At 69.6% G+C, this 12,446-nt stretch carries 12 protein-coding genes; 8 read left to right on the top strand and 4 right to left on the bottom strand.

The window, feature by feature from the left end; translation table 11 throughout:
• Nucleotides 1-43 precede the first annotated feature (43 nt).
• Nucleotides 44-811 (top strand): glucose 1-dehydrogenase, encoded by a 768-nt coding sequence (locus E5083_RS07075; protein ID WP_135784733.1) that lies wholly within the window; start codon nt 44-46, stop codon nt 809-811.
• 245 nt (nt 812-1,056) lie between these two features.
• On the opposite strand, the gene E5083_RS07070 is transcribed toward E5083_RS07075, so the two are convergent.
• Entirely contained in the window at nt 1,057-1,479 is a 423-nt protein-coding gene (locus tag E5083_RS07070; protein ID WP_135784732.1) for a hypothetical protein, read from the bottom strand.
• Nucleotides 1,480-1,605: 126 nt separating this feature from the next.
• On the opposite strand from E5083_RS07070, the gene E5083_RS07065 reads away from it, so the two are divergent.
• Nucleotides 1,606-2,103, top strand: a complete 498-nt coding sequence (locus E5083_RS07065; RefSeq protein ID WP_425276700.1) for a (R)-mandelonitrile lyase — start codon at nt 1,606-1,608, stop codon at nt 2,101-2,103.
• 69 nt (nt 2,104-2,172) lie between these two features.
• Here E5083_RS07065 and E5083_RS07060 read toward each other — a convergent pair whose 3' ends face one another.
• The 3 genes from E5083_RS07060 to E5083_RS07050 form a co-directional block, all read right to left on the bottom strand.
• Nucleotides 2,173-3,105, bottom strand: a complete 933-nt coding sequence (locus E5083_RS07060) for an NADP-dependent oxidoreductase (protein ID WP_135784731.1) — start codon at nt 3,103-3,105, stop codon at nt 2,173-2,175.
• Nucleotides 3,106-3,119: 14 nt separating this feature from the next.
• Entirely contained in the window at nt 3,120-4,025 is a 906-nt protein-coding gene (locus E5083_RS07055) for an alpha/beta hydrolase family protein (protein ID WP_135784730.1), read from the bottom strand.
• 86 nt (nt 4,026-4,111) lie between these two features.
• Nucleotides 4,112-5,116, bottom strand: a complete 1,005-nt coding sequence (locus E5083_RS07050; protein ID WP_167513480.1) for an AraC family transcriptional regulator — start codon at nt 5,114-5,116, stop codon at nt 4,112-4,114.
• A gap of 218 nt (nt 5,117-5,334) precedes the next feature.
• Between E5083_RS07050 and E5083_RS07045 the strand changes: the two genes are divergently transcribed.
• From E5083_RS07045 to E5083_RS07020, 6 genes are all read left to right on the top strand, one after another.
• The gene (locus tag E5083_RS07045) at nt 5,335-5,544 is read left to right on the top strand and encodes a hypothetical protein (protein ID WP_135784728.1); all 210 of its coding nucleotides are present in this window, start codon (nt 5,335-5,337) and stop codon (nt 5,542-5,544) included.
• An 82-nt stretch (nt 5,545-5,626) separates the two neighbouring features.
• Nucleotides 5,627-7,666, top strand: coding sequence for a hydantoinase/oxoprolinase family protein (locus E5083_RS07040; protein ID WP_135784727.1), 2,040 nt, complete (start codon nt 5,627-5,629; stop codon nt 7,664-7,666).
• A 2-nt stretch (nt 7,667-7,668) separates the two neighbouring features.
• Complete coding sequence (locus tag E5083_RS07035) at nt 7,669-9,612, top strand: hydantoinase B/oxoprolinase family protein (RefSeq protein ID WP_135784726.1); 1,944 nt, start codon at nt 7,669-7,671, stop codon at nt 9,610-9,612.
• 29 nt (nt 9,613-9,641) lie between these two features.
• On the top strand, nt 9,642-10,658 hold the full coding sequence (locus E5083_RS07030; RefSeq protein WP_135784725.1) for an alcohol dehydrogenase catalytic domain-containing protein: 1,017 nt from the start codon (nt 9,642-9,644) through the stop codon (nt 10,656-10,658).
• Nucleotides 10,659-10,672: 14 nt separating this feature from the next.
• Complete coding sequence (locus tag E5083_RS07025; protein WP_135784724.1) at nt 10,673-12,148, top strand: aldehyde dehydrogenase family protein; 1,476 nt, start codon at nt 10,673-10,675, stop codon at nt 12,146-12,148.
• A gap of 40 nt (nt 12,149-12,188) precedes the next feature.
• Nucleotides 12,189-12,434 (top strand): alpha/beta hydrolase, encoded by a 246-nt coding sequence (locus E5083_RS07020; protein ID WP_425276709.1) that lies wholly within the window; start codon nt 12,189-12,191, stop codon nt 12,432-12,434.
• The last annotated feature ends 12 nt before the right edge of the window (nt 12,435-12,446 follow it).

Below are 12,446 nucleotides of genomic sequence, written 5' to 3'. Positions count from 1 at the left end.
CTTGCGTCAACGGAACGGCCCGTGCCCGAAGGGATGTCAGCACATGACAGTCACGTACGACTACACGGGGAAAGTCGCGCTGGTCACCGGGGCCGGCTCCGGTATCGGACGGGCGGCGGCGGTGGCCTTCGCCCGGTCGGGAGCGGGGGTCGTCCTGCTCGACATCGACGCGGCGGGTCTCGACGACACGACGGCGCTGATCGCCGCGAGCGGCGGCACGTCCCACGCCGTGGTCACCGACGTCTCGGACGCCGGCCAGGTGGAACGCGCGGTCGCGGCCACCGTCGAGGTGTTCGGCCGGCTCGACATCGCGTTCAACAACGCCGCGACCTTCGACGCGCCCCAGGCCGTGGACGAGCAGGACCTCGATGCCTGGCACCGCGTCGTCGCGGTGAATCTGACCGGGATGTTCTCCTGCATGAAGTACGAAGCGGCGGCGATGCTGGCGACCGGTGGAGGCGCGATCGTCAACACGGGCTCCGTGGCCAGCGAGATCGCTTCGCTCGGCCTCACCGCCTACACCGCGACCAAACACGCGGTCGTCGGCCTGACGAAGAAGGCGGCCCTCGACTACGCCACGCGAGGCATCCGGGTCAACGCCGTGCTTCCCGGCGCCATCGACACCCCCATGGCCGCGACCTTCAGCGGAGGAACCGAGGAGGGGCGGGCCGCCATGGTCGCCCTGGAGCCCATCGGGCGCCTGGGCCGGCCGGAGGAGATAGCGAACGCGGTCCTGTGGCTCAGCTCCGACGCGGCCTCGTTCGTCACGGGGCACTGCCTCGCGGTCGAGGGCGGCTGGCTGGCCCGCTGAATCTGCGGGACGCGAATTCCTTCAGACGCCCGGCGGGGATCTCGCGCCTTCTTTTCCTCGAAAGGGGTACATTTTTGTACCCCCCGGAAAAGAGCCGAGCCAGGTATAAAACTGGGCCCCCCGGAACAGGAAGGCGGGGCGGCATGAACCCGGTCGCCACTTTTCTTCACAGTGGCCGGGAATGCCGCCCCGTCAGGGGTGCGCTTTTATGCGCGGTGCCTCTTCAGTCGCGAGGCGGTGGTGCTTCAGCCGCGGTCGCCGTTCCAGTTCTGGGAGCGGCCGTCGCCGTCACGGTGCTGACGGTTCTGGTCGTAGCCGGCGTCCTGGTGGCTCCGGTGGGACGAACGATTGTCGTTCCAGTGGTCCCAACGGACCTGACGGTCGTCGCGGTCGTAGCGGTCCCAGACCCAGCGGCCGTAACGGTCGTAGTGGCCATAGAAGTGACGGTAGTTGTCGAGGCCGTCACGGTCGTAGCGGTTGTGGCGGTAGTCCGAGTCGCGGCCCTTGTCGTGGGTGACGTGGCCGACGGACTCGGCCGGGACGCGGGCGGGGGCGTCGGTCGACATGGTCGCCGCGGACGCGGAGCCGCTGGTGCCGACGAGCGCGACAGTTGCGACCGCCGCGGAGGCGACTGCGACCGCAGCCCGACGCGCAAACTTGAGTGCCATGGTCTTTTTACTCCTTGCTACCCCGCGTTCTTCAGGAATTCTGTCGCGGGGGCTTGTTTTGCTTGGCAATAAAGACCATACGCCCGCACAAGTGAAGGGCGAACTATTCATGGAGTGACGTGCGCCATGTCCGCATATTCCCTTCGGCCGGAATATTCGACGGTATTGATCGACTTCGAGACTGACACCGATCCAACGGGAGTTTTCATGGAGCTGAAGCCGGTGGCGCCCGCCGCCAAGGGGCACGAGAGCCGGTTCGTGGGGGAGATGTATTCCACCGCTATCTCCGGGCGTGACGAACCGTCACCGCTGATCGCCGGAGTCGTCCGGTTCATGCCGGGTGCGCGCACCAACTGGCACTCCCATGCACTGGGGCAGACGCTGTACGTCACCGAAGGGGTCGGGCTGGTCGGCACCAGGGACGGCGAGGTGGTCCGCGTGCGCGCGGGCGACACGGTGTACGCGCCTCCCGGCGAGGAGCACTGGCACGGAGCGACGGCCGGCCAGGTGATGTGCCATGTCGCGATGGTCGTCCGTGACGCGGACGCTCCGGACACCACCTGGCTCGAGCCTGTTTCCGAAGAGGTGTACCGGGCGGCCGACGAGGCCGTGGCATCGGCATGAGCCGTGGCATCGGCATGAGCGGTCGCCCTCGACGGGAGACCGCTCATACCGTGCCCGCTCCGTGGCCGCTCAGTCCATGGTGAGGACGACGCGGCCCCGGAGACCGCCCGCGGCCAGGCGCTCGTAGGCCTTCGCGGCCTCTTCGAGCGGATAGATGTTGGCCACGCGGAGCGCCAGCTCCCCGGAGGCGGCCAGATCGGAGAGCGTGGTCAGCATCGCGGCGTCCGCGGCGACCTGGGTCAGCCGCACCCGGATACCGCGCTCGGCGCGGGGCACCGCGTCGCTCCGCGCGGTCACGAAGGTGCCGCCGTCCTTGACGGCCCCCATGAGGGACTGGCCCAGTGTGGTCGCGTCCAGGACGGCGTCGACCCCTTCCGGCCGCACCGCGCGGACCGCCTCCACGGGCGCCTGGGCCGTCGACACGTACGCGTCGGCCCCGGCCACCTTGGTCGCGAACTCGCTGTCGGCGCTCCTGCCACTCGCGATGACCACGGCGCCCCGGCGCTTCGCCAGTTGGACGGCGTAGCCGCCCACGGCTCCTTCCGCACCCGTCACGAGGACCGTCTGCCCCGGGCGGATACCCAGCAGCTCCACCGCCTGCGCGGCCGTCAGCCCGTTGAGGGGGAGGGTGGCCGCGTGGATCGGGTCGACACCCTCGGGAGCGGGGGCGATCGCGTAGCTGGGCACGACGGCGTACTCGGCGTGCGCCCGGTGCAGCCCCATCGGGACCCCGTAGCTGAGCGCGATGACGGGCTGTCCGGGCTCCCACGGGGCCCCCGGTCCCACCGCGTCGACGACACCGGCGATGTCCCAGCCGAGGCCGTAACGGCTGCCTTCCGGCGGCGCCGGGTAGTAGCCGCTCAGCGCCGCCAGATCGGTGAAGTTGAGCGCGGCCGCCTTAACCTTGATCCGGATTCCGATCAGGCCCGGCTCGGGCTTGTCGATCTCCGCGATCTCGATGGCGTCCGGGCCCCCGGTCGTACCGTATACGGCTGCTCGCATCAGTTCACTCCCCATCAGGCGAAGTGGCCGTTGAACCAGTTGATCAGCTGCTCGGGATTCTCCGGGAAGTAGTTGTACCCGTCGAAGCGCACGGACGTGCCCTCGATCCAGAACAGCTTCTTGTCCTCGGAGCCGAGGCTGTCGTAGATGCCCTGCACGTCCTCGGGACGGGTGGAGGAGTCGTCGTGCACCTGGGCCACGAGGGTCGGCACGGTGACGTCCTTGGCGTACGGCGTCGGGGACAGCTCGGAGAGGTCGAAGCTGGTCAGCCTCTTGAACTCCCGGCCGAACACCTCCACTCCCTCGGGGAAGCCGAGGGCCTCGGAGGTGGACTCGATCAGATAGCGCAGGGTCATCGGCTGGAGCGCCACCAGGGCGCGCAGCCCCTCGAACTCCTCGGGGTGCCTGGACATGGCGACGATCGTGGAGTTGGCGCCCGCGCAGCGGCTGTAGAGCCCGATGCGGGAGTTGTCGATGCCGAGGCGCTCGCGGCCGTAGCGCAGGGAGCCGATGACGTCGCGGTACTCCAGCAGGCCCTGCCCGCAGACGCCGCCGCTGGCCGAGTCGCTGCGCCCGTGGTTGCGCAGGTCGTAGGCGAGGACGTTGTAGCCGGCGTCGTGCAGGTTCTTGTAGTCCGGCAGGAAGTTGACCTCGAAGTCGACCGAGGGGTTGGCGTACTCGGGCAGGTGCCCGGGGTAGCCGTAGCGGTTACACGGCATCGGGTGGTTGGCGATGATCAGCTTGTCGGAGTCGGCCGGGATGAACCAGCCCTCCAGGATCGTGCCGTCCGTGGCCTGGAAGCGGACGTCCTCGTAGGCCATTCCGTACTCGTCCGGGCGTCGCAGGATCGGAGTGCGGATCGAGTAGGCGAGGGTCTGCGCCAGGCCGGTGATGATTCCCTCTGGCGTGGCTGTGGTCATGATCGAAAAGCTCCTGTTCACAGGGGTGCCCTACAGCGTGAATGTAAGTACTCTATCGCATCAATGTGAGAGGGCTCTAGCAACGGTCAGGCGTCAGGGGTGACCCGGCTGCGCAGGGTCTGGGAAGGGGAGTCGCCGAACCGCTGCCGGTACTGCTGGGCGAACCGGCCGAGGTGGTGGAAGTGCCACCGGCTCGCTATGTCGCTGACCGACGGCCCGTTGCCCGCCAGCAGGTCGCCGCGGGCGCCGTCGAGCCGCACGTTGCGGATGAACTCGCTCGGGGTGACTCCCGCGAACCTGCGGAAGCCGGACTGCAGCGTGCGCGCCGTGACCCCGGCGACCAGGGCCAGGTCGTCGACGGTCAGCGTGTCCTGCGCGCCGGCCCGGATGTAGTCCATGACGTGCCGGATGCGCCCGTCCGCGTCCCGGTCCTCCGCGTCGCGGTTCAGCGCCGGAGTGAGGTTGCTGCCGGCCACCAGCAGGACCTGGGTCATCAGTGCCGATTCCAGCTCCCGCTGCACGGCGCGCATGGTGGCGAGGCCGCCCTCCTGTGCGAGCTGCTGGTAGTAGAACGCCACGGCCGAGGACAGCGAGCGTCCGGCCGCGTCGTTCAGCGGGAACGTGAGACCGAACTCGACCGGCGCCACCGCCGGGCGCCCCGCCAGCTTCGCCGCGTGCTCCTCCAGGGCGCGCCGGGGGATCTTCAGGTGGTACTGGGCCGAGTCGGCGCTCCAGTCGATCAGCAGCGGCTCGTCCGGGCCGAAGATCACGCCGCGGCGGTCGCCGTCGGCCCCGAAGCCGCTGCGGCGGCCCGACTGCTCCACTCTGCAGCTGCCCGCGACCAGCAGGTTCACGTGGTAGCAGTCCCGCATCGCAGGACCTTTGATGCGGGCGCGCTTGCCGTACGCCATGCGCCCGACGGTGACTCCGGGCGTCACCGCCGTGTCCAGCCGGAAGGACATGCCGTCGCGGCCCTCGAGCGTCATCTCGTGCGCTGCGAAGGTCCGCTCCACGTACTCGTGTGCCGCGTCGGGATCGGTGGTCGTGAAGGTGCGGTGCACAGCACCGCCCGAGAGCGCCGGACCGGGCATCGTCACCTCCGGTCGGTCGTGAGAGGCGTCACCCAATATCGTACACAATATTTTTAGAGCACCCCATGGCTTCCCGCGTCGGATCTCCGGCTCACCCGCCCGACATCCGTTTCGCCGAGCGGACAGGGCTTCGTTCTGCGGATTGTGCCCCAGGTCACTCATTTCTAGCGTTGCCCGGCGTTCACCGAACCCGCGACGACATCGCTCGGGAGACCCGAATGAGCCAGATCCCACCCCCACGCCCCGTCGAGCGGACACCCGTCGATGGCGACTGCCCCGCCTGCGGCCGGGCCGAGCTCACCGAGTACGACGTGGTCGGCGAGACCGGGTGGACCCACGTGGTCAAGTGCGGCCACTGCCTGACCTCCGCTCGCCGCACTCCGGCGCACCGGCTGGGGCCGATCACCCTGCTCGTCGACCAGCTCTGAACCGGATGGCCCCGCACGCGGGGCCCGGTCCGTCCTCCCGCCCTCCCCCCTCTTCCGATCCACTATCCGAAGGAAGAACCACATGATCGCCGTTGATGTAGGCGGAACCTTCACCGACGTCGTCGGCTGGCGCGACGGCAAGATCCTGACCACCAAGGTGTCCACCGAGTACACCGACGTCGCCGCACCCGTACTGCGCGGCGCGGAGCGCCTCGGTGTCGACGGCTCGACCGTCTTCAACCACGCCAGCACGCACGGTCTGAACGCGGTGATCACCCGCAAGCTCCCGAAGATCGGCTTCCTGACGACCGAGGGGCACCGCGACATCCTGGACATGGGCCGCGTGTGGCGGCCGTCCGACGCGATGCTCGATCCCGGCTGGCGGCGCAGCTTCGGCGACGCCGCGAAGCCGCTGATCGACCGTTATCTGCGGCGCGGCATCGCCGAGCGGATGCTCGCGGGCGGCGACGTGCTGTTCAAGCTCGACGAGGCCCAGGCCCGAGCCGAGATCGAGACGCTGGCCCGCTGCGGCGTCGAGGGAGTCGCGATCTGCCTGATCAACGCGTACGTCAACCCGGCCCACGAACTGCGGCTGCGCGAGCTGGTCCGGGAGATCGTCGGTGACGTTCCCGTGTCGATCTCCAGCGAGGTCTCCCCGCTGGCCAAGGAGTACGCACGGGCCTCCACCACGGTGATCGACACCCTGATGAAGATCATCTACTCCGACTACACCGACCGGCTGTCCGCCGGTCTCACCGGGCTAGGCTTCACGGGCGCGCTCAACTTCGCGGACTGCGCGGCCACTCTGGTACCGGCCGAGCACGCGATGGCGAAGCCGTTCCGCATCGTGTTCTCCGGGCCGGCGGCCGGCACCGTCGCCTGCGCGCACTTCGGCAAGCTGACCGGCCAGATCGACCTGCTGTGCGCCGACGTCGGCGGCACGAGCTGTGACATCAGCGTGGTGACCGGCGGCGAGCCGTTCGTGAACACGTCGTTCGAGCTGGAGCACGACCTCGTGGTCAACGCCCTCGCCAACGACATCTCCAGCATCGGCGCCGGCGGCGGCTCGATCGTGCGCATCGGCGCGGCCGGCGAGATCCAGGTGGGCCCGGACAGCGCCCGCGCCGAGCCGGGCCCGGCGTGCTTCGACCGCGGCGGCACCACGCCCACCACCACCGACACCTGTCTGATGATCGGCATCCTGGACCCCGACGGCTTCGCGGGCGGCGAAGTGGCCATCGACCGCAGCCTGTCCCAGCGCGCGTTCGAATCGCTGGAGACTCCCTTCACGCTCCAGCAACGGGTGCGCTACGCCTACGAGATGGCCGTGCACAACATGGCCGAGGGTGTGTTCAACGTGGCCATCAAGAACGGCGTCGACCCGCGCGACTACAGCCTGATGGCGTTCGGGGCGGCCGGACCCATGCTGCTGCCCGCCGTGCTCGACGCCGTGCAGTGCAAGGAGGTGATCGTCCCGCCGAGCCCCGGTCTGTTCTCGGCGCTCGGACTGCTGTCCGCGGACCAGGTGTTCACGGTCAACCGCAGCGCCTACCTGATGCTCGACGCCGCGAACGCCGAACGCGTCGACGTTCTTTTCGCGGAGATGGAGGACGAGCTCCGGGCCCAGGTGGGCGACGGCGACGTCGAACTGCAGCGCAGCATGGACGCCCACCTGGTGGGCCAGAGCTGGGAGACGCCGTTCATCCCGGTGCCCGACGGCACGCTGGACGCCGACGCGCTGGCCGCGATGGTGGCCGCCTTCCACGACACCTACGAGTCGCGCTCCGACAACCGGTTCGAGGCGATGCCCGTCGAGGGCGTCACGTTCCGCGTCCGCGCCGTGCTGAAGACCGACAAGATCGAGTACCCGAAACTCCCCGCGCGGGGCGACGAGCCGCTGCTCCCCGTGGGCACCCGCACGCTGCGCTACCTGGGCGACCTCTCGGACGGCGGAGACGGCGACCAGACCGCCACCGTCTGGGACCGCGAGTCGCTGCGCGCCGGTGACGAGATTGCCGGCCCCGCCATCGTGCACGAGGGCCTGTCCACCACGCACGTCGGCGCGAACCAGAGCGCCACCGTCGGCGAGTACGGCGAGATCGTCATCCGGAGGAACCACTGATCATGACCGACACCATCGAACCCGCCGTGCGGCAGGCCGACCGGATACGTGACCTGTCCGACGACGACTTCGCGGCCCGGTACGGCAGCGACCGCTTCACCGCGTCGGTCCTGCGCAACCGGCTCGACTACATCGTCGAGCACATGTCCACCGGCTTCATGCGGGAGGCTTTCTCCCCGATCATCCGCGACTGGTACGACTTCGCCTGCACCATCAGCGGCCCCCCGGAGCAGGGCTATCCGATGGCCGTGGTGAGCAACAGCCTCATGGTGTTCCTGGGCACCATGGGCGACGCGGTGCGCAACACCGTGATCGAGTACGGGCCGGAGAACCTGCGCCCCGGTGACGTACTCATCTGCAACGACCCGTACCGCGGCGGCCGGCACGTGAACGACGTGGCGTTCATCCGACCGGTGTTCCACGACGGCCGGATCGTGGCGTTCGTGAACATGTGCGCGCACCAGCTCGACATGGGCGGCACGGTGCCGGGCGGGTTCTCGGCGACCAAGCGCAACGTCTACGAGAACGGCCTGGTGATCCCGCCGATGCTGCTCTGGTCCCAGGACCGGCCGGTACGCGGGACGTTCAGCCTGATCTTCGACAACACCCGCTGGGGCGGCCTGCTGCTGCCCGACTTCAAGAGCATGCTGCACCAGCTCAAGCTGGGCGAGGAACTCGTCCACAGCAACATCGAGCGATACGGGCTGGACGCCTTCCTGGGCAATCTGACGTACTCGTGCGACACCTCGGCGGAGCGGATGCGCGACGCCATCGCGCAGGTCCCGGACGGCGACTACCCCGGCTCCGCACTGGTGGACGCCGACGGCCTGGACGACTCCGAGGAGTACCGGGTGCACGTGACGCTGCGCAAGCGCGGCACGGAGATCGAGGTCGACCTCTCCGGCACCACCGGGCAGGCCCGTACCTGCATCAACTGCGGTGTCCTGGACACCAAGACGGCGGTCGGCGTGGCGCTGACCATGCTGCTCGATCCGGCCGTGCGCTTCACCTCCGGCACCTGGCGCAACATCGACGTCGTCACCCCGGCCGGCTCGTTCGTCTCGTCGCTGCCGCCGGGCGGCGGGATCATGATGTTCTGGGAGGCCTCCGGGGCGGTGGTCTCGGCGATCTTCGACGCGCTCAATCCGGTGCTGGGCGAGCGCGGTGTGGCCGGCGACTACGGCTCCACCAACACCCACAACGCGTCGGGTACGCGGGACGACGGCACGTTCTGGACCAGCGCCACCCAGTGCGGCGGCGAACACGGCCCGTGGGGCGCCACCCGGCACGGCGACGGCGACAGCTACACGGTGCTGTTCCCGCTGAACAACCTGGACCCGGCCACGGAGACCATCGAGCACGAGTCGCCGGTGGTGCTGCTGCGCAAGGAGCACGCCATCGACAGCGGCGGGCCCGGCGCGTTCCGCGGCGGCGCGGCCAACCTCAAGGACACCCTGTGGCTGACCGCCGCGGAGCAGTACCTCTCACCGTTCCGCACCAAGGAGCCGAGCGGCGTGGGCGCGAACGGCGGGCACCCGGGCCCCAACGGCGCGATGTGGCTGTTCCCACAGGCCGACGGGGCCGGCACCGCCATGCTGGGCACCGACCCGGAGGTCTACCGGGACAGCGTCCCGGTGGCCGGCGTGCTGGACCCGGAGACGAAGCACCTCGACCCGGAGCACGGCCGCTACCACTACTTCGCGAGCCAGAACGTGTGGCGGACGACGCCGAACACGGTACTGCGCTGCCTGACCAACGGCGGCGGCGGCTGGGGCGACCCGCTCACCCGCGACCCGGAGGCCGTGCTCCGAGACGTCCGCAACGAGTACGTGAGCGTCGAGGGCGCCGCCCGCGACTACGGGGTCGTGGTGGTGGGCGATCCGCACCACGACCCGGAAGGTCTGCGGATCGACGCCGACGCCACGGCCCGGCTCCGCGCGAAGTAACCCCCGGACAGCCAAAGGAGATTGACATCATGAAGGGCATCACCTTCGCGGGCGACGGCACCGCCGCCCTGACCGACTTCCCCGACCCCGAGCCGGGCGTCGGCGAAGTCGTCGTGAAGATCCGCGCGTCCGGGATGTGCGGCAGCGACCTGCACTTCCTCCACGGCAATTTCGACTTCGACCACTCGGTGATCCAGGGGCACGAGCCGTGCGGCGAGGTGTACGCCGTGGGCGAGGGCGTCACCCCGGCGCAAGCCGCGCCGGGCGACCGCGTGATGATCCACCACTACTTCGGCTGCGGGACCTGTCGCCGCTGCCGGGCCGGCTGGCCGCAGATGTGCGAGACCGCGCCGGGCCGGACGATGGCGGTCCACGTGAACGGCGGCCACGCGCCCTACGCGGTGGTGCCCGTGGCCGCGCTGCTGCCGATGCCGGATCGGCTGTCGTTCAAGGCGGGTGCCGCGATCGGCTGCGGCACGGGCACCGCGTGGGGCGCGATCAAGCGGCTCGGCGGGGTGGCGGACACCGTCACCGTCGTCATCGGGCAGGGGCCGGTGGGCCTCTCGGCGACGATGTTCGCGGCCGCGCTGGGCGCGAAGGTGATCGCGGTGGACGTGGACGACCGACGGCTGGCGAAGTCACGGGCGTTCGGCGCGGACGTGGTGGTCAACTCCCGCTCGGAGTCGCTGGTGGACGTGGTCTCGCGGTACACGCGAGGGCGGCTCGCCGACGTGGTGATGGAGACGTCCGGCCGCGCGGCCGACGACGCGTTCAGCGTGCTGGGCACGTTCGGCCGCGTGGTGTTCTCGGGCCTGCCCGGCGAGGTCAAGTTCACCACGCAGGCGGTCTACAAGAAGCAGTGGACCGTGATGACGAGCTGGACGCAGTCCTCGATCGAGCAGTCCCGGTGCGCCGACTTCACCGTGGCGCACGACCTGCCCGTGGACGACCTGTACTCGCACACCTGGCGCCTCGACCAGGCGGCCGACGCCTACGCGTGGTTCGACAAGCAGGACGCCGGCAAGGGCGTCATTGAGTTCGACTGAGGGAACGGAAGAAGATGACGACCGCATATCAGCTCCCGGCGTTCATAGGGGGCACCAAGCAGAACCTGATCGGCGGACGCTGGGTGTCCGCCGCCTCGGGCGAGACGATCGACGTGATCAACCCCGCCACCGGCTCCTCCCTCGGTGCGATCGCCGCGGGCGGCGCGGCCGACGTGGACGCCGCGGTCAGGGCGGCGCGCACCGCGTTCGAGGGGGAGTGGTCGCGGTGGACCCCGCACCAGCGGCGCAAGCTGCTGCTGAAGGTCCACGACGTGGTGCTGGACCACTTCGACGAACTCGCCCTGATCGAGACCCTCGACATGGGCGCCCCGCTGGCCCGCACCAGCGGACTGAGGGAATGGACGAGCCAGGTCCTGCAGTTCTTCGCCGGCCAGACCGGTGCGGCGACGGTGGCGACGGCACCGAACTCCCTGCCCGGGGACTTCTTGACGCTGAAGTCCCTGGAGCCCGTCGGCGTCGTCGGCGGGATCATCCCGTGGAACGGACCGCTGATCGGCCTGTGGTGGATATTCGGCCCGGCTCTCGCCACCGGCTGCACCGCGGTGCTCAAGCCCGCCGAGGACGCGTCGCTGTCGGTGCTCAGGATCGCGGAGCTGCTGACCGAGGCCGGCGTGCCGGACGGTGTGATCAACGTGGTCACCGGCTACGGAAAGGACGCGGGCAGCGCGCTCGCCGAGCATCACGGCGTGGACCGGATCGCCTTCACCGGCTCGGTGGGCACGGCACGGAGCATCGTGCGGGCGTCGGCGGGCAACATGAAGCGGCTGCAGATGGAGCTGGGCGGCAAGTCACCGGACATCGTGTTCGCGGACGCCGACCTGGACCTGGCCGTGCCCGGCGCCGCGATGGGCGTCTACACGAACAGCGGCCAGGTGTGCGTGGCCGGGACGCGGATCTTCGTGCAGCGGCCGGTCCATGACGAATTCGTCGAGCGGCTGGGCGAGTTCACCAAGACCGTACGGGTGGGCAACGGCCTGGACCCGGAGACGCAGATCGGCCCGCTGATCTCGGCCCGGCAGCTGGAGCGGGTGCAGCACTACATCGAGGTCGGCAGTGGTGAGGCCCGCCTGGTGGCGGGCGGAAGCCGCCTCACGGGCGACCACGCGGGCGGTTACTACATCGAGCCGACGGTGTTCGCGGGCGCCACCAACGACATGACCATCGCCCAGGAGGAGATCTTCGGCCCGGTGGCCACGGTGATCCCCTTCGACGACATGGACGAGGCGGTCCGGCTGGCCAACGCCACCCCGTACGGCCTGGCCGGCGGCCTGTGGACGCGGAACGTGTCCACGGCGCACAAGGTGTCGAGGGCGATCGACGCCGGAACCGTCTGGGTCAACTGCTACGGCGTGCTCGATCCCGCGATCGGTTTCGGGGGCACCAAGATGAGCGGTTACGGCTGGAAGGGCGCCCGGGAGCACGTCGAGAGCTACCTGTACCCGAAGGCCGTGTACATGAACTTGGGCTAGGCCGTGGGGCGGCCGGGACCAAGCCGGCCGCCCCGTCGGTCTGGGGCAGTACGGGCAGCACTGGCAGACCTTGTGGGAGCGGCAGTGGGGCGACTCGGCGGTGAGGATCTCCCCTGCCTCGTGGTCCGCCCCCGATCTGCACGACTGGGTCGGCGCCGTCCAGGAGGCGTACGACGAGGCGTCCCGGCGGGACAGCCGCATCGTGCTGGTGGCCCACATCCTGGGCTGCTGGGCAGCGCCGACGACCCGTACTGGCAGCACGGCCGTGAACTCCTGGACTCACTGACCCAGCAGTGAT

It is taken from the genome of Streptomyces bauhiniae (genome assembly GCF_004784475.1).
GTDB lineage: Bacteria > Actinomycetota > Actinomycetes > Streptomycetales > Streptomycetaceae > Streptomyces > Streptomyces seoulensis.
This window is presented reverse-complemented; position numbering and strand designations above follow the sequence as displayed.